This is a genomic window from Aeromicrobium sp. P2_G6 (assembly GCF_056403535.1).
The window spans coordinates 212,552-236,128 of sequence record NZ_JBFUFH010000008.1; the positions used below are offsets into that span (position 1 = coordinate 212,552).

Consider the following 23,577-nt stretch of genomic DNA (forward strand, 5'->3'; position numbering starts at 1 on the left):
CGCTCAGGGGAGAGATCAGCGCGTACGGCGCAGGGCCGTGAGCTGCAGCGCCGCGAAGACCGCGACGATGCCGGCCTGCAGGATCGTCCAGACCTCGCCGGTCGTCGTGAGGTCGAGCCAGCCGAGCACGACCGCGGCGACCGAGCCGACTGCCCAGGCGACGTTGACCTCGGCAGCGAACGTCGCCCAGCCCCGAGGGATCGGCTGACGCGTGCCGGTGACCGCGAGGATCACCGCGCACACCATGAGGAACGCCCCGATGGCGACGAAATGCATTGGCGACGGCCCGAGCAGTGAGTCGAGGAGTGCGGCGCCAGCGAGGTACGCGAGTCCGTTCGCTCCGGTCACGGCGGCATCGAGCAGGAGCGCGGTCTTGAGCGAGACCGGGCCCGTGGTGGCAGTGGTGGTGTCTGCAGTGGTTGAGTTCATGCCGCTGAGTCTGGGCAGCCGAGGTAGGCGTCGCAATTACCTGTGAGGTCATGGCCCTGCGCCGGCCGATCCGGAAGAGTGGCGACATGACGACGACCGCCACGACCTCGCCCGTCGGCGCCCTGCTGCGTGACTGGCGACAGCGCCGCCACTACAGCCAGCTCGACCTGTCGATCGAGGCCGGCATCTCGTCCCGCCACCTGAGCTTCGTCGAGACCGGCCGATCCCGTCCGAGCCGGGCCATGGTGCTGCAGCTCGCCGCGACCCTCGAGGTGCCGAAGCGGGAGCAGAACCAGCTGCTCATCGCCGCCGGGTTCGCACCGGCGTTCCCCGAGCGCCCGCTCGACGATCCGGATCTCGCCGCGATCCGCGCAGGCCTCGACCGGGTCCTCACGGCGTACGAGCCCTACCCGTGCCTGGTCGTCGACCGCGGCTGGAACATGGTCATGGCGAACGCGGGGGTCGCTCCACTCCTCCAGGACGTCGCGCCCCACCTCCTGGAGTCGCCGAACGCCTTGCGCATCAGCCTGCATCCCGAAGGCCTTGCGCCACGAATCCTCAACCTCGCCGAGTGGCGATTCCATGTGCTCGGCCGATTGGCCCGTGAGGGCGCCGCGAGCGGCTCGGAGCTGCTCCGCACGCTGCACGAAGAGCTCCTCGACTATCCGGTCGGGCTGCAGCCCGGCGTCGACGACGGGGGCGTCGCGGTGTCGATGGTGCTCGACTCACCGGACGGGCCGCTGTCGTTCATCAGCACCGTGACGACGTTCGGCACGGCGCTGGACCTGACCGCCGCCGAGCTCAGCATCGAGGCGTTCCTGCCCGCCGACGACGCGACCTCGAGGGCCCTCCAGGGCTAGTCCCGGGGCGTCAACGCGTCGCGCACCGGTATGAGCTTGGCGTTCGACTCCGCGAGCTCGTCGGCCGGCACCGAGTCCGCGACGATGCCGCAGCCGGCGAACAGGCGTACGACCGACCCGTCGCCATCGATCTGCGCCGACCGCAGGCCGATGCCCCACTCGCCGTCGCCGGACGCGCCGATCCAGCCGACCGGCCCCGCGTAGCGGCCGCGGTCGAGCAGCTCGATCTCAGCGATCAGGCTCACCGCCGCGTCGGTCGGGGTGCCGCCCACCGCGGCCGATGGGTGCAGCGACGCGGCCAGGCTGAGAGCGCTGGCGTCGTCGCGGATGACGCCGGTGACGTCGGTCGCCAGGTGCATGACGTTGGGCAGGTGCAGCACGAATGGTGTCTCGGGCACGTTCATGCTCGTGCAGTGCGGGGCGAGCGCCTCGGCCACCGACCGAACCGCGTACTCGTGCTCCTCGAGATCCTTGCTGGACCGGGCGAGGGAGCCGGCGAGCGCGAGGTCGTGCGCGTCGTCCCCGGTACGCCTGATGGTGCCGGCGAGCACCCGCGACGTGACGAGCCCGCGCTCGAGGCGTACGAGCATCTCTGGCGTCGACCCGAAGAATCCGTCGACATGGAACGTCCAGCAGCTGGGGTAGTCCGCAGCGAGCCGGGTCAGCGGCGCTCGTACGTCGAGGGGCTCGTCGAGGGTGGCGACCAGGTCGCGCGCGAGGACGACCTTGTCGAGACCGCCCTGCTCGATCCGCCGCACTGCCTCGCCGACCAGGCCCTGCCACGTCACGCTGTCGACCGGGCCGTCGGCGAACGTCGTGCCGACCGGATCTGCCGGCATCGAGGCAGCAAGGTCAGGTGCGGCGCTGATGCCGAGCCCGATGACCGTGATCCAGGCCATCCCGTCACGGCGACCGACGACGACCTCGGGGACCACGAGCGTGCTGCCCTCGGCGTCATCGGTGAACGTGAACGAGCCGAACGCCACGAGGCCGGAACCGGGCACGTCGACGTCATCGCGTACGACGGCGTGCGACGACAGCTCCCGCCACCACTCCGACGCATCGGTGAATCGCTCGGGCCCGGCGGTGGAGAACTCGGCGGCGCGACCCCAGCCGACGAGGCCATCACCCCCGTGGACCCACGCGAGGGCATCGGTCGCGGGGAGCAGCGCGAGCAGGGGACCGGGGTCGTCGAGCGGCGAGGAGCGGACCAGGAGTGGTGCCGTCGCCGCATCGACAGCAGGGTTGCTCACAGTCCATGAGCCTACCCGTGGCAGGGTGGAGAGGTGAGCCGAGCCGGTCTGGACAAGGAACCCCACGACGTCGCGAAGATGTTCGACGGAGTCGCCGAGAAGTACGACCTGACCAACGACGTGCTGTCGCTCGGGCAGGACCGTCGCTGGCGCAAACGCGTCGTCGAGCTGGTCGATCCGCAGCCCGGCGAGACGATCCTCGACCTCGCCGCCGGCACCGGCACGTCGAGCCAGCCGTTCGCCGACGCGGGCGCCACGGTCGTGCCGTGCGACTTCTCGATCGGCATGCTCGAGGTCGGCAAGCGTGAGCGACCCGCCCTGGCCTTCACCGCAGGTGACGGGATGCTGCTGCCGTTCGCAGACGAGACGTTCGACGCCGTGACGATCTCATTCGGCCTGCGCAACATCGTCGACCCGATCTCCGGCCTGCGCGAGCTGCTCCGGGTCACCAAGCCGGGCGGCCGCATCGTGGTGTGCGAGTTCAGCACGCCGACGTGGGGACCGTTCGACGCGATCTACAGCAACTACCTCATGCGGGCGCTGCCGACGATCGCCCGCAAGGTCTCGTCCAACCCCGAGTCGTACGTCTACCTCGCCGAGTCGATCCGTGAATGGCCGGACCAGAAGGGTCTCGCGCTGCGCATGGTCGAGGCCGGCTGGGGCAAGGTCGACTGGCACAACCTCTCCGGCGGCATCGTCGCATTGCACCACTCGTTCCGGCCATGACGCTGCAGACCGCGATCCTGTCCTTCGCCGGCGTCGCGATCCTGATCACGATCATCCCGGGGCTCGACACCGTCATCGTCCTGCGGTCGGCGCTCAGCCGAGGTCGCGGTCACGCGTACGCCACGGCGTTGGGCGTGAGCTCCGGGGCGCTGGCGTGGGGCGTGGCCGCCGCGGTCGGTGCATCGGCAGTGCTGGCGGCGTCGGAGCTGGCGTTCACGGTGCTCAAGGTCGCCGGCGCTGCCTACATGGTGTGGCTCGGCGTCTCGATGATCTGGAGCAGCCGCTCGGCGCACGGACTCGTCGTCGCCATGTCTGAGGAGCCCCGGTCGCGGTGGAGCTCGTGGCGCCGCGGCCTCATGACCAACCTGCTCAATCCCAAGGTCGGGGTCTTCTACCTCGCGACGATCCCGCAGTTCATGGCCGTGGGCGTCTCACACCTCGCGATGGGCCTGATCCTCGCGCTCGTGCACGACCTGATCGCGATGGTCTGGTTCACCGCGGTCATCGTGCTGGCAGGTCGGGCGAGGCGCCTCTTCAGCGGCGCCGGGTTCACCCGGGTCGTCGACCGCATCACCGGCACGGTGCTCGTGGGGCTCGGTATTCGCCTGGCCACGGCCCACCGCTGACGCCTGAACGTGCAGGTTAGTGTGACCTCAGTTACAACCACCGGGGGACGGGCGTATCGTGAGACCGTGATCACGTTGTGAAGCAATTCACAAGCGCACGAACATACACAGCTCTTGCTCTGTCGGTTGAAGCCTGGGAGGTGCCGTGACGGCTTACACGCCGATCATCGTGCTCGGAGCCATTGCGGCTGCATTTGCCATCGGCAGCGTCGCGATCGCCCCGCTGACCGGGCCCAAGCGCTACAACCGGGCCAAGCTGGACCGCTACGAGTCCGGCATCGAGCCCAGTCCGCTGCCCGAGGGCGGCGGCAAGGTCTCGATCCGCTACTTCATCATCGCGATGCTGTTCATCGTGTTCGACATCGAGATCATCTTCCTCTACCCGTTCGCCGTCGCCTTTGACGCGCTCGGGTGGTTCGGGCTGATCGAGATGTTCATCTTCATGGTGACCGTGTTCATCGCCTATGCGTACGTCTGGCGCCGTGGAGGCCTCGAATGGGACTAGAAGAAAAGCTGCCGAGCGGGGTGCTCCTCTCCACCGTCGAGGGACTCGCCGGCTACATGCGCAAGGCCTCGTTCTGGCCCGCGACCTTCGGGCTCGCGTGCTGCGCGATCGAGATGATGACGTTCGGCGCCCCGCGGTTCGACTCGGCGCGCTTCGGCATGGAGGTCTTCCGGCCCTCGCCGCGCCAGGCCGACCTGATGATCGTCGCCGGCCGGGTCAGCAACAAGATGGCCCCCGTCGTCCGCCAGATCTACGACCAGATGGCCGGCCCCAAGTACGTCCTCGCGATGGGCGTCTGCGCCAGCTCGGGCGGCATGTTCAACAACTACGCGATCGTGCAGGGCGTCGACCACGTCGTGCCGGTCGACATGTACCTCCCCGGCTGCCCGCCCCGCCCCGAGATGCTGATCGACGCGATCCTCAAGCTGCATGACCAGATCCAGCACGAGAAGCTCGGCGCCAACCGTCTCGACGAGATCAAGCAGGACGAGAAGGTTGCCCTCCTCGCCACGCCGACCTCGGCCATGAAGGGACTCATGCGCTGATGGTTGACGCCAAGGGCAACAAGGACGCCCGGGACAAGGGCACCGAGACCCAGGACGCCTCGCACGAGACACAGGCCGAGCTGGTCAAGAGCGACGCAGTCGAGCTCGAGATCGTCGAGGTCCGAGAGGGCGCCTTCGGCGCTCACGGCACCGGCGACACCAGCGGCTTCGGCGGCCTGACCCGGCCGGTCATGATGCCTGGAGCGACCCAGCGTCCCTACGGCGGTTGGTACGACGACGTCGCCGACCAGCTGGCGACCATCACGGAGCTCGATGAGGCGATCGAGAAGGTCGTCGTCGACCGTGGCGAGATCACGTTCTTCATCCGCCGGCACAAGCTGCTGGAGACCGTCACGCACCTGCGCAACGATCCGGTCCTGCGCTTCGAGTTCTGCTCCAGCGTCTCGGGCGTGCACTTCCCGCACGAGACCGGCCGCGAGCTGCACGTCGTCTATCACCTGCTCTCGATGACCCACAACCGTCGGATCCGGCTCGAGGTCGTCACGCCCGACGACGACCGGCACCTCCCGAGCGTCGTCAGCATCTACCCGACCGCCGACTGGCAGGAGCGGGAGACCTGGGACATGTTCGGGATCATCTTCGACGGCCACCCAGCCCTGACCCGCATCCTGATGCCGGACGACTGGCCCGGCCACCCGCAGCGCAAGGATTACCCGCTCGGTGGCATCCCGGTGGAGTACAAGGGCGGCACCATCGCACCGCCGGACCAGCGGAGGAGCTACTCATGACCGACACCGATCAGACCGTGAGCGATCCCTACGCCAGCACGACCGACTCGGCCGAGGGCCCGGTCTTCACCGTGACCGGCCAGGACTGGGACACGATCGACGCCTCGGCGGTCGAGGGCGACCACCTCGTCATCAACATGGGCCCGCAGCACCCGTCGACGCACGGCGTGCTGCGCCTCGTGCTCGAGATCGACGGCGAGACGGTGCGCGATGCAAGGGCCGGCATCGGCTATCTGCACACCGGCATCGAGAAGAACATGGAATACCGCACCTGGACGCAGGGCGTGACGTTCTGCACCCGGATGGACTACGTCGCGCCGTTCTCCAACGAGGCGGCCTACGTCATGGCGGTCGAGAAGCTGCTCGGCATCGAAGCGCCCGAGAAGGCCCAGGCGATCCGCGTCCTGATGCTCGAGCTCAACCGGATCTCCTCGCACCTGGTCTGCCTCGCGACCGGCGGCATGGAGATCGGCGCCCTGACGGTCATGACCTGCGGGTTCCGCGACCGCGAGCTGATCCTCGACCTGTTCGAGATGATCACCGGCTTGCGCATGAACCACGCCTACTTCCGCCCCGGCGGCGTCGCGCAGGACCTGCCGGCCGGTGCGATCGAGAAGCTCCGCTCCACGGTCCGCCTGCTCAAGAAGCGCCTGCCCGAGTACGCCGCACTGTGCAACGCCAACCCGATCTTCAAGGGTCGCCTCAAGGGTGTCGGCCACCTCGACCTCGCCGGCTGCCTCGCGCTCGGCCTCACCGGGCCCGTGCTGCGCTCGACGGGTTACGACTGGGACCTGCGCCGGAAGCAGCCCTACTGGGGCTACGACACGTACGACTTCGACGTCGTGACCCGCGACGAGCCCGACGCGTACGGCCGGTTCCGCGTGCGCCTCGACGAGATGTGGGAATCCATCAAGATCGTCGAGCAGGCCATCGAGCGGCTTGCGGGCATGGAAGGCCAGCCCGTCATGGTCGCCGACAAGAAGATCGCCTGGCCCTCGCAGCTGAGCGTCGGCGCGGACGGCCAGGGCAACTCCGCCGAGCACATCAAGCACATCATGGGTGAGTCGATGGAAGCGCTGATCCACCACTTCAAGATCGTCACCGAGGGCTTCCGCGTGCCCGCCGGCCAGGCGTACGCGAGCATCGAGGCGCCGCGCGGCGAGATCGGCTGCCACGTCGTCTCCGACGGCGGCACCCGGCCCTACCGCGCGCACTTCCGCGATCCGTCGTTCGTCAACCTGCAGGGCACCTCGGTCATGAGCGAGGGCGGCATGCTGTCCGACGTGATCGTCGCGATCGCCAGCATCGACCCGGTCATGGGTGGGGTGGACCGCTGATGAGCCTCACGGACACCACGCTGGGTGAGCTGCGCGAGCTCGCCGGCCGCTATCCCCAGTCACGCAGCGCCTTGCTGCCGATGCTGCACCTGATCCAGTCGGCCGAGGGCAATGTCACCAACGAGGGAATCGAGGTCTGCGCCGACATCCTCGGCATCAGCGCCGCCGAGGTCTCGGGTGTCGCGACGTTCTACACGATGTACAAGCGCCGGCCGATGGGTGAGCACCACGTCGGGGTCTGCACCAACACCCTGTGTGCCGTGATGGGCGGCGACTTGATCTTCGAGCGGCTCAAGGGCTACCTCGACGTCGGCAACGACGAGACGACCGAGGACGGCAAGGTCACGCTCGAGCACATCGAGTGCAACGCTGCCTGCGACTTCGCGCCGGTCATGATGGTCAACTGGGAGTTCTTCGACAACCAGACTCCCGAGTCCGCGGTCGAGCTCGTCGACAAGCTGCGCGCCGGCGAGCCGGTGCAGGCGACGCGCGGTGCCACGATCACGTCGTGGCGCGAGGCCGAGCGAGTGCTCGCGGGCTTCGAGGACGGCCTCGTCGACGAGGGTCCCGCCGCTGCGGGCCCGTCGCTCGCCGGACTCGAGATCGCCGCCGAACGCGGCTGGTCGGCGCCGACCGTGGAAGAGACGAAGAAGAAGCCCGAATCGACGACCGAGCCGAAGACCAAGACCGAGGCCGCCGAGCACGCCGACACGTCGCGCGCCGAGTCCGAGACCAAGGTCGAGGAATCTCCGGCCGACACCGCCAAGGAGGGCAAGGATGACTGACACCCTCACCCCGGTGCTCAGCGCCGACTGGGGCACGGATCGCGCATGGACCCTCAAGGCGTACAAGAAGGCCGGGGGCTATTCCGCGCTCGAGACCGCGCTCAAGATGGCACCCGACGACCTGATCGCGTTGGTCAAGGACTCCGGCCTTCGTGGTCGTGGCGGTGCGGGCTTCCCGACCGGCATGAAGTGGAGCTTCATCCCTCAGGACAACCCGAAGCCCAAGTACCTCGTCGTCAACGCCGACGAGTCCGAGCCGGGCACCTGCAAGGACATCCCGCTCATGATGGCAACGCCGCACACGCTGATCGAGGGCGTCATCATCGCGGCCCACGCGATCCGCGCCAAGACCGCGTTCATCTACGTACGCGGCGAGGTCCTCCACGTCGTACGCCGCCTGCGCGCCGCCGCACGTGAGGCCCAGAAGGCCGGCTACCTCGGCACCGACATCCTCGGCTCGGGGGTCGACGTCGAGCTCATCATCCACGCCGGCGCCGGCGCCTACATCTGCGGCGAGGAGACCGCGCTCCTCGACTCGCTCGAGGGTCGCCGCGGCCAGCCCCGCCTGCGCCCGCCGTTCCCTGCGGTTGAGGGCCTCTACGCCTCGCCTACCGTCGTCAACAACGTCGAGTCGATCGCCTCGGTGCCGTCGATCGTCAAGAACGGCGTCGACTGGTTCGGCTCGATGGGTACCGAGAAGTCCAAGGGCTACACGCTCTACTCACTCTCGGGCCACGTCGCCCGCCCGGGCCAGTACGAAGCGCCGCTCGGCATCACACTCCGCGAGCTGCTCGACCTCGGCGGCGGCATGCGGCCCGGCAGCGAGCTGAAGTTCTGGACCCCCGGCGGCTCGTCCACCCCGATCCTCACGGCCGAGCACCTCGACATCCCGCTCGACTACGAAGGGGTCGGAGCAGCCGGCTCGATGCTGGGCACCAAGGCGCTCCAGGTCTTCGACCAGACGACCTCGGTCGTACGCTGCGTGCTCCGCTGGACCGAGTTCTACAAGCACGAGTCGTGCGGCAAGTGCACGCCGTGCCGCGAAGGCACGTGGTGGCTGGTCCAGACCCTGCAGCGCCTCGACGAGGGCCAGGGCAAGGACGGCGACATCGAGCTGCTGCTCGACCTCTGCGAGAACATCCTCGGCCGCTCGTTCTGCGCCCTCGGCGACGGCGCCACCAGCCCGATCACCTCGGCGATCCAGCACTTCCGCAGCGAGTTCGAGTCCGGCATGCACACGCCGTCGCGCGAGCTGTTCCCGCCGGCCGCATCCACGCTCTTCGCCCAGGAGGTGACGGCGTCATGACTCTCGAGGCCACACCCGACACCCAGACCCCGGTCGAGCTCGTCACGCTGACGATCGACGACGTCGAGGTCAGCGTCCCCAAGGGCACCCTCGTGATCCGCGCCGCCGAGCTGATCGGCACCGAGATCCCGCGCTTCTGCGACCACCCGCTGCTCGACCCGGTCGGCGCCTGCCGCCAGTGCCTCGTCGAGATCACCGACGCCGGCAACGGTCGTGGGTTCCCCAAGCCGCAGGCGTCCTGCACGATCGAGGTCGCGGCCGGAATGGTCGTCAAGACCCAGGTCACGTCGCCGGTCGCCGAGAAGGCCCAGCGCGGCAACATGGAGTTCCTGCTCATCAACCACCCGCTCGACTGCCCGGTCTGCGACAAGGGCGGCGAGTGCCCGCTGCAGAACCAGGCGATGACGCACGGGCAGGGCGAGACCCGCTTCACCGAGGTCAAGCGGACGTTCCCCAAGCCCATCAAGGTCTCCGAGCAGGTCCTGCTCGACCGCGAGCGCTGCGTCCTCTGCGCCCGCTGCACCCGGTTCTCCGAGCAGATCGCCGGTGATCCGTTCATCGCGCTGATCGAGCGCGGCGCTCAGCAGCAGGTCGGCATCTACGAGGAGGAGCCGTTCAGCTCCTACTTCTCCGGCAACACGATCCAGATCTGCCCCGTCGGCGCCCTGACGAGCGCCGACTACCGCTTCCGCGCCCGTCCGTTCGACCTGGTCTCGACTCCGTCGGTCGCCGAGCACGACTCCAGCGGCTCCGCGATCCGCGTCGACCACCGTCGCGGCCGGGTCATGCGCCGGCTCGCGGGCGATGATCCCGAGGTCAACGAGGAGTGGATCACCGACAAGGACCGCTTCGCGTTCACCTACGCCACGGTCGGCGACCGCATCACGACGCCGCTCGTACGCAACCCCGAGACCGACGAGCTCGAGCCCGTCTCGTGGCCCGCTGCCCTGGCCGCCGCGGCCAAGGGCCTCGCCGCGGCCGACGGCAAGGTCGGGGTGCTGCCCGGCGGTCGTCTGACCACCGAGGACGCATTCGCCTACAGCAAGTTCGCGCGCACCGTCCTGCGTACCAACGACATCGACTTCCGCGCGCGTGCCCACTCCGAGGAGGAGGCACAGTTCCTGGCCTCCCGGGTCGTGACCACGTCGCTCGACGTCACGTTCGCGGATCTCGAGAAGGCCTCGACCGTCGTCCTCGTCGGCTTCGAGCCCGAGGACGAGAACGGCAGCATCTTCCTGCGGCTCCGCAAGGCCTCACGTGCGGGCAGCAAGGTCGTCGCGATCGCGAGCCACGCCACGCGCGGCCTGCGCAAGATGTCCGGCGAGCTCGTCCAGACCGTCCCCGGCCACGAGCCGGCGGCACTGGACGCCCTCGAGCTCGACCAGGACGCGATCTTCCTCGTGGGCGAGCGACTCGCGTCGGTGCCCGGCGGCTTCAGCGCCCTCGTGGCCGCCGCCGACAAGGCCGGAGCCCGCATCGCCTGGGTCCCGCGACGGGCCGGCGAGCGCGGCGCAGCCGAGACCGGCTGCCTGCCGGACCTGCTGCCCGGTGGCCGCCCGCTCGACGACGTCGAGGCTCGCACCGACCTGGCCGCGGCCTGGGGCGTACGCACGGTGCCGGCGCGACGAGGTCGCAACACCACCGAGATCTTCGAGGACGCCAGGCTCGGCACGGTCCAGGCACTGCTGATCGGCGGCGTCGAGATCGACGACCTGCCCGACCCGGCAACGGCTCGCAAGGCTCTCGACAAGGTCGAGTTCATCGTGAGCCTCGAGGTCCGAGAGAGCGAGGTCACGGCAGTCGCCGACGTCGTGCTACCGGTCGCCCCCGTCGTCGAGAAGCCAGGCAGCTTCGTCAACTGGGAGGGCCGCATCCGTACGTTCGACGCCGTGCTCCACGAGCCCAACTCGCTGACCGACATCCGGATCCTCGCCGGCATCGCCGAAGAGATGGGCCGGCCGCTCGGCTTCCGTACGGTTGCCCAGGCCAGGTCTGCCATGCGCGAACTTGGCCCTTGGGATGGCGAGCGCGCCGCTTTCCCGTCCAAGACTTACGAGCAGGGGCCTGGAGTAGGTAAGCGGACGGTCGTGCTCGACACGTGGCGCCTCATGATCGATGACGGCCGCGGCCAGGACGGCCAGCTGGAGTTCAAGGCGACGGCCCGCCCGGCCGTGCTGCGCGCCAGCGAGACGACGCTCAAGGCGTTCGACGTGGAGCCCGGCGGCATGGCGACGCTGTCGACCGACGCCGGCAGCGTCAGCTTCCCGACCGAGGTCGCCGAGCTGCCCGACGGTGTGGTCTGGGCCCCGGCCAACTCCGGTGCCAGCCTGCGCTCGGCCCTGGGCGCCGGCTACGCGGACCACGTCAGCATCAGCGGGGGAGCGTCATGAACGACATCTTCGGCAACGAGCCGTTCTGGGTGATCCTGCTCAAGTCGGTGCTGATCTTCGTCGTGCTGGTGGTCTACACCCTGTTCAACATCTGGTTCGAACGCCGTGTCGTCGCCAAGATGCAGCACCGCATCGGCCCCAACGTGCACGGCCCGGCCGGCCTGCTGCAGAGCCTCGCCGACGGCGTCAAGCTCGCACTCAAGGAAGACATCGTCGTCAAGGCGGCCGACAAGCTCGTCTACGTCCTCGCGCCGATCCTCGCCACGATCCCGGCCTTCCTCGCGTGGGCGGTCATCCCGTTCGGCCCCGAGGTGACGATCCCGTTCACCGACCAGGAGACGATCCTGCAGCTCACCGACCTGCCGGTCGCGGTGCTCTACATCCTCGCGGTGACGTCGATCGGGGTCTACGGCATCGTGCTCGCGGGCTGGTCCTCCGGCTCGATCTACGCCCTGCTGGGCGGCCTGCGCTCGAGTGCGCAGATGATCTCGTACGAAGTCGCGATGGGCCTCTCGCTCGTCTCGGTGTTCATGTACGCCGGCTCGATGTCGACGTCGCAGATCGTGTCGGCGCAGCACAGCATGTGGTACTTCGTGCCGCTGTTCCCGTCGTTCGTGATCTACCTGATCTCGATGGTCGGCGAGACCAACCGCGCCCCGTTCGACCTCCCGGAGGCCGAGGGCGAGCTGGTCGGTGGTTTCCACACCGAGTACTCCTCGCTCAAGTTCGCACTGTTCTTCCTCGCCGAGTACGTCAACATGGTCACCGTCTCGGCGCTGGCCACGACGATGTTCCTCGGCGGCTGGCGCGCACCGTTCGGCATCTCCCACATCTGGGAGGGCGCCAACGAGGGCTACTGGCCGCTGTTGTGGTTCTTCGGCAAGACGTTGGGCTTCATCTTCATCTTCGTCTGGCTCCGCGGCACGCTTCCGCGCATGCGCTACGACCAGTTCATGACCTTCGGCTGGAAGGTCCTGATCCCGTTCGCGCTGGCCTGGATCGTCGCGGTCGCTTTCATCCGCAAGCTCAAGAGCGAGGACATGCTGGGCCAGCAGACCCTCATCTGGGTCGCCGTCGCAGCCGGAGTGCTCGTGATCCTGACGTTCCTGATCCCGGAGAAGAAGGAACCGGAGCCGTCGCCAGACGACGACTCCGAGTTCGACGCCTTCGCCGGCGGATACCCCGTGCCGCCCATCACCGAGCCACCGACCAGGAGTGCCCGATGAGCGAGCGCCAGCGAGCGAATCATGAGGCAGCGATCATCTCGTCGCCTCGATACCGTGCCCTTCCTGACGAGGTGACGAGATGAGCAACCCCCTTCGCGAGACTCTCTGGGACCCGATCGCCGGATTCGGCGTGACGTTCCGGACGATGTTCCGCAAGACCGTGACCGAGCAGTACCCGTTCGAGAAGGTCCCGACGGCGCCACGCTTCCACGGCCGGCACCAGCTCAACCGCTGGCCCGACGGCCTCGAGAAGTGCATCGGCTGCGAGCTGTGCGCGTGGGCCTGCCCCGCCGACGCGATCTATGTCGAGGGCGCCTCCAACGTTGACGGCGACCGCTACAGCCCCGGCGAGCGCTACGGCCGCGTCTACCAGATCAACTACCTGCGCTGCATCCTGTGCGGGCTGTGCATCGAGGCGTGCCCGACGCGCGCGCTGACGATGACCAACGAGTACGAGCTCGCCGACAACAACCGCGCCGATCTGATCTACGAGAAGAACGACCTGCTGGCGCCGCTGCTGCCCGGCATGGTCGAGCCGCCGCACGAGATGATGATCAGCGACGACCACCAGGACTACTACCGCGGCAAGTCGCTGCCGATCTTCCCGGTGGATCCCGCCGAGACGGCGGACGTCAACCCCGCAGGCGCACCCGGGGAGGCCAAGTGACCGCCTTCTGGTTGCTCGCGCCGATCATGGTGATCGCCGCGCTCGGACTGGTCTTCGCCCGCAAGGCCGTGCACGCCGCGCTCTGCCTGGCGGTCGTGATGATCAGCCTCGCCGTGCTCTACGCCGCACAGGGCGCACCGTTCCTGTTCGCCGTGCAGATCATCGTCTACACCGGCGCCATCATGATGCTGTTCCTGTTCGTCCTGATGCTCGTCGGCGTCGACTCCTCCGACGCGGTCAAGGAGACGATCGGCGGCCAGCGCCTCGCGGCGGCGATCATCGGCCTGCTCTTCGGCTTCACGGTCGTGCTCGCGGTCGGCCAGACCGTCTCGGGCGTGGTCGTCGGCCTCAAGGCTGCCAACGGCGACGGCAATCCATACGGGCTCAGTGAGCTGCTGTTCGGCAAGTACGTCCTGGCGTTCGAGTTCACCAGTGCGCTGCTGATCACCGCGGCGCTGGGCGCCATGGTGCTGGCCCACAAGGAGCGCCTCACGACCCGGCACTCGCAGGCCGACATCGCCGCCCGTCGCATGCGGGAGTACGCCGAGTCCGGCCGGCACCCCGGACCCCTGCCGACGCCGGGTGTCTTCGCCCGTCACAACGCGGTCGACACCCCGGCCCTGCTTCCTGACGGCACCCCACTCGACACCTCGATCTCCTCGAGCCTGGTGGCTCGCGGCCAGGTCCGCCAGGGCTTCGACGACGACATCGACAAGGTCGTCGAGCAGCTCGATGACGAACGGCGCTCCGATGAGTCGTTGGGAGGCGAGAAGTGAACGAGTACATCACGCTGTCCCTGATCCTCTTCACGATCGGCTGTGTGGGCGTCCTGGTCCGCCGCAACGCGATCGTGGTCTTCATGTGCATCGAGCTCATGCTCAACGCCACCAACCTCGCGTTCGTCAGCTTCTCCCGGCAGAACGGCAACCTCGACGGGCAGGTGGCGGCGTTTTTCGTCATGGTCGTCGCGGCCGCCGAGGTCGTCGTCGGACTGTCGATCATCGTGTCCATCTATCGCGCGCGTCGTTCGACCTCGGTCGACGAGGCGAGCCTCTTGAAGTCGTAGGGGGAGCACGATGTTCGATCTCCAGTGGCTGCTGATTGCCATCCCGCTGGCCAGCGGCCTCGGCCTCCTGGTGTGGGGCAAGGAAGGTGACCGGTTCGGGCACCTCATCGGGACCGCGGCCTCGAGCCTCTCCTTCATCTTCGGCGTGGTGCTGTTCGTGTCGCTGATGGGCAAGGACGTCGAGGAGCGGTCGGAGTCGACCAAGGTCTTCACCTGGATCGATGCCGGATCGTTCCACGTCGACGCCGGCTTCACGTTCGACCAGCTGTCCGGACTGTTCGTGCTGCTCATCACGGGCGTCGGCACGCTGATCCACATCTACTCGATCGGCTACATGGCGCACGACGAGCGCCGGCGCCGGTTCTTCGCGTTCCTCAACATCTTCATCGCGGCGATGCTGACGCTGGTCCTCGCCTCGGACTACCTCGTGCTGTTCCTCGGCTGGGAAGGTGTCGGCCTGGCGTCGTACCTCCTGATCGGGTTCTGGCAGCACAAGGACTCCGCCGCCGCGGCCGCCAAGAAGGCATTCGTCGTCAACCGCGTCGGCGACCTCGGCATGGCGATCGGCATCATGCTGATGTTCACCGAGTTCGGCACCTCGTCGATCTCTGCCGTCAACGGCGCCATCACCAGCGCGTCGGGCTCGGTTGCCACGGCGCTCGGCTTGCTGCTCCTGCTCGGCGCGTGCGGCAAGTCCGCCCAGGTGCCGCTGCAGAGCTGGCTGCTCGACGCAATGGAGGGCCCGACCCCGGTCTCGGCCCTGATCCACGCCGCCACGATGGTCACCGCGGGCGTCTACCTCGTCGTACGCTCCAACGGCATCTTCGACGCGTCGGAAGCCGCGCGCACGGCGGTCATCATCGTCGGTCTCGTCACGCTGCTCGCCGGAGCCTGGATCGGTTGCGCCAAGGACGACATCAAGAAGGCGCTCGCCGGCTCCACGATGAGCCAGATCGGCTACATGATGCTCGCCGCCGGCCTCGGCCCGGCCGGCTACGCGTTCGCGATCTTCCACCTCATCACGCACGGCTTCTTCAAGGCCAACATGTTCCTCGGCGCCGGATCGGTCATGCATGGCATGAACGACGATGTCGAGATGCGCCACTACGGCGGCCTGCGTACGTTCATGCCGATCACGTTCGCGACGTTCGGGCTCGGCTACCTCGCGATCATCGGCGTCCCACCGTTCGCGGGCTTCTGGTCCAAGGACAAGATCATCGAGGCCGCGTTCGGCGAGAACTTCTGGGTCGGCCTGGGTGCGCTGATCGGCGCCGGCGTCACGGCGTTTTACATGACTCGCCTGATGATCATGACGTTCTTCTCCGAGAAGAGATGGCGCGAGGAGGTGCACCCGCACGAGTCGCCGCGGGTCATGACCTGGCCGCTGATCGCGCTCGCTGCGCTGTCCGCCGTTGGCGGCCTGCTGCTGGCCAGTGACTGGATCAGCGAGTGGCTCGAGCCGGTCACCGGTCACGCCGAGCACCACGAGCTCGAGATCCCGGCGATCGTCCTGACGCTCATCATCACGGCTGTCGTCGCCATCGGTGTCGCGGGCGCGGCGTTCTTCTACAACCGCGAGCCGATCGCCGCCGAGATGCCCGCCGACAGCTCGGTCTCGATCTTCGCGCGCGCCGGTCGCCACGAGCTCTACGGCAACGAGCTCAACGACACCGTCGTCGTACGCCCGACACGTCACCTCACCCGGTTCCTGGTGTGGTTCGACGGCAAGGGCGTCGATGGCTTCGTGACCGGTGTGGCCGACCGGCTCGGAGACACCTCACAGTTCCTGCGCAAGCCGCAGACCGGTTATGTCCGTTCGTACGCACTCACGATGTTCGGCGGCGTTGCCGTCCTCGTCCTTGCCCTCCTGGCGGTGACCCTCGCATGATCCTCTCGATCCTCGCCGCGACTCCGATCGCGGGAGCGGTGATCCTCGCCCTCCTGCCCCGTGAGTCAGCACCGCACCACCGGGCCAAGTACGTCGCGCTCGGCGTCTCGCTCCTCACGCTCGCCCTGTCGCTCGTCGTCATGGCGAAGTTCGACCAGGACGCCGGCGGCTACCAGCTGACCGAGAAGCACGAGTGGATCAAGGTCTTCGGCGCCTACTACTCCCTCGGCGTCAACGGCATCGGCATCACGCTGATCCTGCTGACCACCGTCCTGGCCCCGATCGTCATCCTCGCGGCGTGGGGTGACCGGCTGCCCGAGCCCCGCAACACGAATGCGTACTTCGCCTGGATGCTCGCGGTCGAGGGCCTCGCGATCGGCGCGTTCGCGGCGACCGACGCCTTCTTGTTCTACGTCCTGTTCGAGGCGACCCTGATCCCGCTCTACTTCCTGATCGGCTCGTTCGGCGGGCCCAGCCGGTCGTACGCCGCGGTCAAGTTCCTGATCTACAACCTTGTCGGCGGCTTGCTGATGCTGGCCTCGATCGTCGGCCTGTACGTCATCAGTGCCCGGCAGGGCGATGCGTCGTTCCTCCTGAGCGACCTGCAGAACCTCGACTTCAGCACCAACACCGAACGCCTGCTGTTCCTCGGCTTCATGGCGGCGTTCGCGATCAAGGCGCCGCTGTGGCCCCTGCACACGTGGCTCCCGGATGCCGCGGGCCAGGCCACGCCGGGCACGTCGGTGCTGATGGTCAGTGTGATCGACAAGATCGGCACGTTCGGCATGATCCGCTGGTGCCTCGGGCTGTTCCCCGGTGCGTCGGACTGGGCCAGTCCCGTCGTCATCGTGCTCGCGGTCATCAGCATCCTCTACGGCGCGCTGCTGGCGGTCGGTCAGGACGACATCCGCCGGCTCATCGCGTTCACCTCGGTGTCGCACTTCGGCTTCATCATCCTGGGCATCTTCGCGTTCACGACGACGTCGCTCGCCGGCTCGACGCTCTACATGTTCAACCACGGCCTCTCGACGGCTGCGCTGTTCCTCGTCACGGGCATGATGATCGCCCGACGTGGCTCGGCGAAGATCTCCGACTTCGGCGGCGTCCAGAAGATCGCCCCGATCATGTCGGGCGTCCTGCTCGTCGCAGGCCTGTCGAGCCTCTCGCTGCCGGGCCTCGCGCCGTTTATCTCGGAGTTCCTGGTGCTCGCCGGCACGTTCACGCAATCGATCCCGGCGGCGGCGTTCGCGACCCTCGGCATCGTGCTGGCGGCGCTCTACATCCTGATCATGTACCAACGCGTCATGACCGGACCGCTCAAGGCCGGCAACGAGGGCGTGAGCGATCTCGACCATCGCGAGATGGCGTCGCTGACCCCCGCGATCATCCTGATCGTCGGCCTCGGCTTCTTCCCGCAGCCGCTGCTCAACGTCATCAACCCCGCGATCGACGAGGTGGTCAGCCACGTCGGCAAGGGTGACCCGGCGCCCAAGACACCGGTGATCGCTCAATCAGCCACGCAGGAAGGAGGCCACGAATGATCGACATGCTTGCATCCGCGACCGACCTGCCTCCGATCTCCGCCCCGGACATCGAGTACGCCCTGCTGGCGCCGCTGTTCATCATCTCCGGTGCCGCCGTGCTCGGCGTCATCGTGGAGGCGTTCTGGCCCCGCACGACCCGCTTCGTGGTCCAGGCCGCGATCGCGGTCATCGGCATCGTCGCGGCATTCGCCGACACGGTCTGGGTCTTCCAGGACCTCCACAAGGTGGACAGCTCGGTCCTCGCCCGCGGCAAGATCGGCGCCGAGGGTGCCCTGGCGATCGACGGCCCCGGCGTCTTCGCGTGGGGCATCCTGCTGATCTTCGGGCTCCTCAGCATGCTGCTGTTCGCCGAGCGCCGCCTCGAGGGCGGGCTCAGCGGGTTCACGGGCCGGGCCGCCGACGCGCCGGGTTCGGCCGCCGAGGCCGAGGCGATCAAGCATCGTGTCGAGCACACCGAGGTCTTCCCGCTCGCGCTGTTCGCCCTCGTCGGCATGATGCTCTTCGCGTCGTCCAACGACCTGCTGACGATGTTCGTGGCCCTCGAGGTCCTGAGCCTCCCGCTCTATCTGCTCTGTGGCCTCGCCCGTCGTCGCCGGCTCATGAGCCAGGAGGCCGCGCTCAAGTACTTCCTCCTGGGCGCGTTCTCGTCGGTGTTCTTCCTCTACGGCATCGCGCTGACGTACGGCTATGCCGGTAGCTTCAAGCTCTCCGACATCGACATCGCCGTCACCAACCGCACGGGCGGCGAGAACATGCTGCTCGCTGCCACCGCGCTCATCGCGGTCGGTCTGCTGTTCAAGATCGGCGCCGTGCCGTTCCACACCTGGACGCCAGACGTCTACCAGGGCGCCCCGACCTCGGTCACCGCGTTCATGGCGGCCGGCACCAAGGCCGCGGCGTTCCTCGCCCTGCTGCGGGTGTTCTTCGTGGCGTTCGGTGGCTCCTCGTGGGATTGGCGGCCGATCATCGTCGCGATCGCGATCATCACGATGTTCCTCGGCGCGGTCGTGTCGATCTCGCAGACCGACGTCAAGCGCATGCTGGCCTACTCCTCGATCGCCCACGCGGGCTTCCTGCTGGTCGGCTTCACCGGCGCCTACATCGGCACGAGCGACTCCTCGCGAGTCACCTCGACCTCGAGCATCCTGTTCTACCTGACGGTCTACGGCGTCTCCTCGATCGGCGCGTTCGCGGTCGTGACCCTCGTCCGCGACTCCGGTGGCGAGACGACCCACCTGTCGAAGTGGGCCGGCCTCGGCAAGACGTCGCCGGTGCTCGCGGGCTCGTTCGCGCTGTTCATGCTGTCGTTCGCCGGCATCCCGCTCACGGGTGGCTTCATCGGCAAGTGGACGGTCTTCAGCGCGGCATGGTCCGGTGGCTACTGGTGGCTGGTCGTGATCGGCGTGCTCGTGAGTGCGCTCGCCGCCTACTTCTACGTCCGGGTCATCGTGCTGATGTTCTTCACCGATCCGGTCGGCGAAGGGCCGACCGTTGCGGTGCCGAGCGTCCTGACCACCGGGGTGCTCGCCGTGGCTGTGATCGCCACGCTGGGACTCGGTATCATTCCGGGACCGGTGCTCGATCTCGCGCAGCATGCGGGCGCCTTCGTGCGCTGATCCGTTCCCCAAGGAGTTCTGCGTGTCCCGTCTGGGTGTCTCGTTCACCGACCCCGCCCTGGAGTCGCGCGTCCTGGTGGGGGTCGAACAGGTCGAGAAGCAGCTCCTCGCCGCCGTCGACAGCCCGGAGAAGTTCGTCGCCGAAGCCGCAGCTCACCTGCTCAACGCCGGAGGAAAGCGCTTCCGGCCGCTGCTGGTGATGCTCAGCGCGGAGTTCGGCGAGTCCGCCAATCCCGACGTCGTACGTTCTGCGGTGGTTGTCGAGCTCACGCACCTGGCGACGCTCTATCACGACGACGTCATGGACGAGGCGGACAAGCGCCGCGGTGCGCCGAGCGCCAACGCGCGTTGGGACAACTCGGTCGCGATCCTGGTCGGCGACTACCTGTTCGCGCAGGCCTCAGATCTGGTGTCGGACCTCGGCCCCGAGGCCGTACGCATCCAGGCGCGGACGTTCTCCCGGCTTGTCAAGGGCCAGATCCGCGAGACCCTCGGCCCGTCCGAGGACGATGACGCCCTGGCCCACTACCTGTCAGTCGTCGCGGACAAGACCGGGTCGCTGATCGCCACGGCGGCGCTGTTCGGCGCCAAGATGGCCGGAGCCCCGGTCGACGTGCAGGAGACGCTCAGCGAGTTCGGCGAGCGGATCGGCGCGGCATTCCAGCTCAGCGACGACATCATCGACATCGCCAGCGAGACCGGCGACTCGGGCAAGACCCCGGGCACTGACCTGCGCGAGGGCGTCCCCACGCTGCCGACGCTCATCGCGCTCCGGTCGACCGACGCCGAGAGCGAGCGGCTCCGGTCCCTGCTGGCCAAGCCGTTGACCGACGACGTCGAGCTCGACGAGGCCCTCCGGCTGCTGCGCGTGCATCCCGCGATGAACGAGGCCCGCGCCTACGTCCAGGCCGAGGCCGACGCCGCGAGCGCCCTGCTCGCCAAGCTGCCCGATGTGCCGGCCCGCGAGGCACTGCAAGCCCTCTGCGACACCGTCGCCAACCGGCTGGGCTGAACCGGCCGCAGGCCGACTAGATGCAGGCCGGCTCTGGCCGGGCACCGCGGCGGCGGCTGGTGATCGCGTCGATCGTGAAGATCACGAGCGCGAGCCACACCAGGATGAAGCCGATCCACCGCTCGGTGGTCATGGTCTCGTCGAAGATCGTCAGGCCGGTGATGAACTGGATGATCGGGCCGAGGTACTGCAGGATCCCGATCGTCGTCAGCGTCAGCCGGGTGGCTGCGGCGCCGAACAGCAGCAGAGGGATCGCGGTGACCACGCCGGTGCCGATCAGCAGGGCGGTATTGCCCGGACTGTCATGACCGAACGTCAGGGCGCCGCGTACCTGGAGCACGACGAGGAAGGCGACCGCGACGGGGAACAGGATCGCCGTCTCCATCCCGAGCCCCTCGAACGCGCCGAGGTTGGCCTTCTTCTTGAGGAATCCGTACGTCGCGAACGAGAACGCGACCAGCAGCGCGATCCACGGCAGCCGGCCGTACCCGACCGACAGCACGACGACCGCCAGGGCGCCGATCCCGATGGCTCCCCACTGTGCGGGTCGGAGCGTCTCCTTGAGCACGAAGACGCCGAGCAGCACCGTGACGAGCGGGTTGATGAAGTAGCCCAGCGACGTCTCGACGACGTGCCCGTTGGTGACGCCGTAGATGAAGCCGCCCCAGTTGAGCGCGATCGTGATCGACGCAAACGTCAGGATCACCATGAGGCGGCGGTCATGGGCGATGGCGATGAACTTCGACCACTTGCCCATCGCAGTGATCGACACGAGGACGAACACCATCGACCAGACGAACCGGTGGGCGAGGATCTCCAGCGAGCTCGCCGGTTCGAGCAACGGCCAGTAGAGCGGGAAGAAGCCCCAACACAGGTAGGCGGCGACTCCAAGGGCCACACCGCTCTTGGAGTCGTTCACCAGACGAGAGTACGCCCGTGGGAGGTCTTCCTCAGGCCGTCGTGGCCACGGCGCGAAAGGTTGGCCGGAATTCGGCGAAGTCTGACCGGCGGGGCACCATAGCCTCATGGCTGAACAACCGCGGTGGTTCACCGAGACCAAGGACGGCCACTCTGAGTGGTACGTCGAACGCTTTCGCACGATGGCGGCTGAGGGCGCCGACCTCGGGGGTGAGGCGCGCCTGATCGACGCGATCGTTGCGCCCGGCTCCCGAATCCTTGACGCCGGGTGTGGGCCGGGCCGGGTCGGCGCCGTATTGCACGAGCGCGGGCACACTGTCGTCGGGGTCGACGCGGATCCGGTGCTGATCGCCGCTGCGAACGAGGACCATCCCGGACCGCGCTGGCTCGTCTCGGACCTGAGTCAGCTCGACCTCGCCGAAGAGCTGTTCGACGTCGCGGTGGTTGCCGGCAACGTCATGGTGTTCGTCGCCCCTGGCACGGAACCCGAGGTGCTGGCCCGGCTTCGGGCCCATGTCCGCACGGGTGGCCGGATCGTGCTGGGATTCGCGCTCGACCGGGGCTACGACATCGACCGGTTCGACGCTGACATTGCGTCCGCCGGGCTTGTGCTGGAGCAGCGCTTCGCGACGTGGGACCTGGTGCCGTTCAGCGACGATGCCGAGTTTGCGGTCACGTTCCTGCGCGTGCCCTGACGCCCGGCCGTTTGGCGCGGGATGGGCTAGCGTCGGAGCATGCTCGCCGCTGGGCGTTTCGAGTCGTACGGGCCGTCGCACCTCACTGTCCTGGCAATCTTCGCAGTCGGCATCGTCGTGGCGGTGCTGGCGGGTCGTCGGCTGCGGGGGACTGCGCAGGAACAACCGGTCAGGCGTACGTTCGCCGTCGCGATCGTCGCGATCGCCCTGCCGCTCCAGATCCTGCAGTTCACTCCGGACGAGTGGGACCTACAGACGTCCCTGCCGTTCCAGCTGTGCGACTTCGGCTGGGTGTTCGCGGTCCACGCCCTGTGGACCCGCAACCGGCTCAGCGCGACCATCACCTACCTGTGGGGCATCACCCTCACGACCCAGGGCATCTTCACTCCCGACCTCGCCTCGGACTTCCCCGAGGCCAGGTTCCTGATGTTCTGGGGCATGCACCTGCTGATCGTCTGGGCCTCGTTCTTCCTGGTGCTCGGCCTGCGGATCCTGCCGACTTGGCACACGTACCGGCAGACCATCGCGATCACGCTGGCCTGGGCTGTCAGCGCGTACGTGTTCAACGTCATCGCCGACACCAACTACGGTTACCTCAACCGGCTGCCCAAGAGCTCGTCGCTGCTGGACTACCTCGGACCGTGGCCGCTGTACGTCGTCCTCGAGATCGCGATCGTCGCAGTCGTGTGGGCGCTGCTGACCTGGCCGTGGGTGCGGGAGCGGCAAGACGTACCTAGAGGCAGACGGGTGCCGCCGCCCCACTAGTTCCCTCGAGCTTGCGGCGGTTCAGGGTCGCCAGCGGTGGTTGCGTTTCCAGGTGTCGGATCCGGGTGGCCGGTATTCGGGGTGGCCGTCGACCGGTGACATTCGGATGGCCCAGTCTTTGTCGTGGACGGTGCGGTGGTGGAAGGGGCAGATCAGGACGCCGTCGTCGAGTGTGGTGTCTGATCCGTCGGCCCATCTGGTGCGCCAGTGGTGGGCTTCGCACCATTCGGGTGGCCTGTCGCAGCTGGGGAAGGTGCAGCCGCCGTCACGGTTGTCCAGGGCTTGGCGTTGGGTCTTGGTGAAGACGCGTTGCTCATGTCCGTGATCCAACGGGAGCGATTTGCCGTTGAACACCTGCGGGATCATGCCGAGCCGGCAGGCCATCTGCCGGGCCTGGCCGGCGGAGATCCGGGTGCCGGTGGACAAGGTGGCGGGTTTGATGCCGGCGACGAGGGTGTCGTAGTCGAAGCGGACCATGAGGGTGGCGCCGAGTCCGCCTTTGCCGGGCAGGGTGTCGCCGGGCAGGTGGTTGCAGAGTTCGGCGAATCCCATGCCGAGGCGGTGCCGGTATTCCAGGTCTTTGTCGTAGTAGGACTCCGCGGCCGGTGTGTGGTCGTGGAGGTGGTCGCGGCGGGGTGCGCTGATGGCTTCGATCGCAGTCTTGAGCAT

General features: G+C 67.9%; 24 protein-coding genes. 20 read left to right on the forward strand and 4 right to left on the reverse strand.

From position 1 onward, the window contains the following. Positions 1-15: 15 nt before the first annotated feature. Positions 16-429, reverse strand: a complete 414-nt coding sequence (locus tag AC1DVU_RS21580; RefSeq protein WP_476924516.1) for a hypothetical protein — start codon at positions 427-429, stop codon at positions 16-18. A gap of 86 nt (positions 430-515) precedes the next feature. Here AC1DVU_RS21580 and AC1DVU_RS21585 point away from each other — a divergent pair, with 86 nt between their 5' ends. Next, positions 516-1,289, forward strand: coding sequence for a helix-turn-helix domain-containing protein (locus AC1DVU_RS21585; RefSeq protein ID WP_476924517.1), 774 nt, complete (start codon positions 516-518; stop codon positions 1,287-1,289). Here the strand turns inward: AC1DVU_RS21585 and AC1DVU_RS21590 are convergent. Next, positions 1,286-2,542, reverse strand: a complete 1,257-nt coding sequence (locus tag AC1DVU_RS21590) for an isochorismate synthase (RefSeq protein WP_476924518.1) — start codon at positions 2,540-2,542, stop codon at positions 1,286-1,288. The genes AC1DVU_RS21585 and AC1DVU_RS21590 overlap by 4 nt on opposite strands. 33 nt (positions 2,543-2,575) lie before the next feature. Here AC1DVU_RS21590 and AC1DVU_RS21595 point away from each other — a divergent pair, with 33 nt between their 5' ends. From AC1DVU_RS21595 to AC1DVU_RS21675, 17 genes are all read left to right on the forward strand, one after another. Beyond that, positions 2,576-3,268, forward strand: a complete 693-nt coding sequence (locus tag AC1DVU_RS21595; protein ID WP_476924519.1) for a demethylmenaquinone methyltransferase — start codon at positions 2,576-2,578, stop codon at positions 3,266-3,268. Next, on the forward strand, positions 3,265-3,894 hold the full coding sequence (locus tag AC1DVU_RS21600; RefSeq protein ID WP_476924520.1) for a LysE family translocator: 630 nt from the start codon (positions 3,265-3,267) through the stop codon (positions 3,892-3,894). Before AC1DVU_RS21595 ends, AC1DVU_RS21600 begins: the two co-directional genes overlap by 4 nt. 145 nt (positions 3,895-4,039) lie before the next feature. After that, positions 4,040-4,399, forward strand: coding sequence for an NADH-quinone oxidoreductase subunit A (locus AC1DVU_RS21605; protein ID WP_476924521.1), 360 nt, complete (start codon positions 4,040-4,042; stop codon positions 4,397-4,399). After that, entirely contained in the window at positions 4,390-4,944 is a 555-nt protein-coding gene (locus AC1DVU_RS21610; RefSeq protein WP_476924522.1) for a NuoB/complex I 20 kDa subunit family protein, read from the forward strand. The genes AC1DVU_RS21605 and AC1DVU_RS21610 overlap by 10 nt, the downstream gene beginning before the upstream one ends. Then, a complete protein-coding gene (locus tag AC1DVU_RS21615; RefSeq protein ID WP_476924523.1) occupies positions 4,944-5,693 on the forward strand; it encodes an NADH-quinone oxidoreductase subunit C in 750 nt (249 codons plus the stop codon). Before AC1DVU_RS21610 ends, AC1DVU_RS21615 begins: the two co-directional genes overlap by 1 nt. Then, on the forward strand, positions 5,690-7,030 hold the full coding sequence (locus AC1DVU_RS21620; protein ID WP_476924524.1) for an NADH-quinone oxidoreductase subunit D: 1,341 nt from the start codon (positions 5,690-5,692) through the stop codon (positions 7,028-7,030). Before AC1DVU_RS21615 ends, AC1DVU_RS21620 begins: the two co-directional genes overlap by 4 nt. Beyond that, on the forward strand, positions 7,030-7,815 hold the full coding sequence (nuoE, locus tag AC1DVU_RS21625) for an NADH-quinone oxidoreductase subunit NuoE (protein ID WP_476924525.1): 786 nt from the start codon (positions 7,030-7,032) through the stop codon (positions 7,813-7,815). The genes AC1DVU_RS21620 and nuoE overlap by 1 nt, the downstream gene beginning before the upstream one ends. Further along, positions 7,808-9,121 (forward strand): NADH-quinone oxidoreductase subunit NuoF, encoded by a 1,314-nt coding sequence (gene nuoF / locus AC1DVU_RS21630; RefSeq protein WP_476924526.1) that lies wholly within the window; start codon positions 7,808-7,810, stop codon positions 9,119-9,121. The genes nuoE and nuoF overlap by 8 nt, the downstream gene beginning before the upstream one ends. Continuing rightward, positions 9,118-11,511, forward strand: coding sequence for an NADH-quinone oxidoreductase subunit G (locus AC1DVU_RS21635; protein ID WP_476924527.1), 2,394 nt, complete (start codon positions 9,118-9,120; stop codon positions 11,509-11,511). Before nuoF ends, AC1DVU_RS21635 begins: the two co-directional genes overlap by 4 nt. Beyond that, entirely contained in the window at positions 11,508-12,737 is a 1,230-nt protein-coding gene (gene nuoH / locus AC1DVU_RS21640) for an NADH-quinone oxidoreductase subunit NuoH (RefSeq protein WP_476924528.1), read from the forward strand. Before AC1DVU_RS21635 ends, nuoH begins: the two co-directional genes overlap by 4 nt. A 79-nt stretch (positions 12,738-12,816) precedes the next feature. Next, entirely contained in the window at positions 12,817-13,404 is a 588-nt protein-coding gene (gene nuoI / locus AC1DVU_RS21645; protein WP_476924529.1) for an NADH-quinone oxidoreductase subunit NuoI, read from the forward strand. Further along, entirely contained in the window at positions 13,401-14,180 is a 780-nt protein-coding gene (locus tag AC1DVU_RS21650; protein ID WP_476924530.1) for an NADH-quinone oxidoreductase subunit J, read from the forward strand. The genes nuoI and AC1DVU_RS21650 overlap by 4 nt, the downstream gene beginning before the upstream one ends. Then, entirely contained in the window at positions 14,177-14,470 is a 294-nt protein-coding gene (gene nuoK / locus AC1DVU_RS21655) for an NADH-quinone oxidoreductase subunit NuoK (protein WP_476924531.1), read from the forward strand. Before AC1DVU_RS21650 ends, nuoK begins: the two co-directional genes overlap by 4 nt. Before the next feature lie 10 nt (positions 14,471-14,480). Continuing rightward, a complete protein-coding gene (gene nuoL / locus AC1DVU_RS21660; RefSeq protein ID WP_476924532.1) occupies positions 14,481-16,358 on the forward strand; it encodes an NADH-quinone oxidoreductase subunit L in 1,878 nt (625 codons plus the stop codon). After that, the gene (locus AC1DVU_RS21665; protein ID WP_476924533.1) at positions 16,355-17,899 is read left to right on the forward strand and encodes an NADH-quinone oxidoreductase subunit M; all 1,545 of its coding nucleotides are present in this window, start codon (positions 16,355-16,357) and stop codon (positions 17,897-17,899) included. The genes nuoL and AC1DVU_RS21665 overlap by 4 nt, the downstream gene beginning before the upstream one ends. After that, positions 17,896-19,518: an NADH-quinone oxidoreductase subunit NuoN gene (gene nuoN, locus AC1DVU_RS21670; protein WP_476924534.1), complete on the forward strand. Its 1,623-nt coding sequence runs from the start codon at positions 17,896-17,898 to the stop codon at positions 19,516-19,518. The genes AC1DVU_RS21665 and nuoN overlap by 4 nt, the downstream gene beginning before the upstream one ends. Positions 19,519-19,540: 22 nt before the next feature. Continuing rightward, complete coding sequence (locus tag AC1DVU_RS21675; RefSeq protein WP_476924535.1) at positions 19,541-20,530, forward strand: polyprenyl synthetase family protein; 990 nt, start codon at positions 19,541-19,543, stop codon at positions 20,528-20,530. A 16-nt stretch (positions 20,531-20,546) separates the two neighbouring features. Here the strand turns inward: AC1DVU_RS21675 and rarD are convergent, their stop codons facing one another. After that, positions 20,547-21,449 (reverse strand): EamA family transporter RarD, encoded by a 903-nt coding sequence (gene rarD / locus AC1DVU_RS21680; RefSeq protein WP_476924536.1) that lies wholly within the window; start codon positions 21,447-21,449, stop codon positions 20,547-20,549. A 106-nt stretch (positions 21,450-21,555) separates the two neighbouring features. On the opposite strand from rarD, the gene AC1DVU_RS21685 reads away from it, so the two are divergent. Then, the gene (locus AC1DVU_RS21685) at positions 21,556-22,143 is read left to right on the forward strand and encodes a class I SAM-dependent methyltransferase (protein ID WP_476924537.1); all 588 of its coding nucleotides are present in this window, start codon (positions 21,556-21,558) and stop codon (positions 22,141-22,143) included. Positions 22,144-22,182: 39 nt separating this feature from the next. Next, positions 22,183-22,908, forward strand: coding sequence for a YwaF family protein (locus AC1DVU_RS21690; RefSeq protein WP_476924538.1), 726 nt, complete (start codon positions 22,183-22,185; stop codon positions 22,906-22,908). A gap of 21 nt (positions 22,909-22,929) precedes the next feature. Here the strand turns inward: AC1DVU_RS21690 and AC1DVU_RS21695 are convergent. After that, positions 22,930-23,577, reverse strand: a 648-nt coding sequence (locus tag AC1DVU_RS21695; protein ID WP_476924539.1) for an HNH endonuclease signature motif containing protein, incomplete at its 5' end; no start/stop codon positions are given.

What these genes read in the sequence shown, in the direction of transcription:
- AC1DVU_RS21610 (WP_476924522.1), top strand. Translation starts at nt 4,390, where the DNA reads ATGGGACTAGAAGAAAAGCTGCCGAGCGGGGTGCTCCTCTCCACCGTC.
- nuoN (WP_476924534.1), top strand. Translation starts at nt 17,896, where the DNA reads ATGATCGACATGCTTGCATCCGCGACCGACCTGCCTCCGATCTCCGCC.
- nuoE (WP_476924525.1), top strand. Translation starts at nt 7,030, where the DNA reads ATGAGCCTCACGGACACCACGCTGGGTGAGCTGCGCGAGCTCGCCGGC.
- nuoL (WP_476924532.1), top strand. Translation starts at nt 14,481, where the DNA reads ATGTTCGATCTCCAGTGGCTGCTGATTGCCATCCCGCTGGCCAGCGGC.
- nuoF (WP_476924526.1), top strand. Translation starts at nt 7,808, where the DNA reads ATGACTGACACCCTCACCCCGGTGCTCAGCGCCGACTGGGGCACGGAT.
- AC1DVU_RS21585 (WP_476924517.1), top strand. Translation starts at nt 516, where the DNA reads ATGACGACGACCGCCACGACCTCGCCCGTCGGCGCCCTGCTGCGTGAC.
- AC1DVU_RS21635 (WP_476924527.1), top strand. Translation starts at nt 9,118, where the DNA reads ATGACTCTCGAGGCCACACCCGACACCCAGACCCCGGTCGAGCTCGTC.
- nuoI (WP_476924529.1), top strand. Translation starts at nt 12,817, where the DNA reads ATGAGCAACCCCCTTCGCGAGACTCTCTGGGACCCGATCGCCGGATTC.
- AC1DVU_RS21685 (WP_476924537.1), top strand. Translation starts at nt 21,556, where the DNA reads ATGGCTGAACAACCGCGGTGGTTCACCGAGACCAAGGACGGCCACTCT.
- AC1DVU_RS21600 (WP_476924520.1), top strand. Translation starts at nt 3,265, where the DNA reads ATGACGCTGCAGACCGCGATCCTGTCCTTCGCCGGCGTCGCGATCCTG.
- AC1DVU_RS21620 (WP_476924524.1), top strand. Translation starts at nt 5,690, where the DNA reads ATGACCGACACCGATCAGACCGTGAGCGATCCCTACGCCAGCACGACC.
- AC1DVU_RS21690 (WP_476924538.1), top strand. Translation starts at nt 22,183, where the DNA reads ATGCTCGCCGCTGGGCGTTTCGAGTCGTACGGGCCGTCGCACCTCACT.
- AC1DVU_RS21615 (WP_476924523.1), top strand. Translation starts at nt 4,944, where the DNA reads ATGGTTGACGCCAAGGGCAACAAGGACGCCCGGGACAAGGGCACCGAG.
- AC1DVU_RS21665 (WP_476924533.1), top strand. Translation starts at nt 16,355, where the DNA reads ATGATCCTCTCGATCCTCGCCGCGACTCCGATCGCGGGAGCGGTGATC.
- AC1DVU_RS21580 (WP_476924516.1), bottom strand. Translation starts at nt 429, where the DNA reads ATGAACTCAACCACTGCAGACACCACCACTGCCACCACGGGCCCGGTC.
- nuoH (WP_476924528.1), top strand. Translation starts at nt 11,508, where the DNA reads ATGAACGACATCTTCGGCAACGAGCCGTTCTGGGTGATCCTGCTCAAG.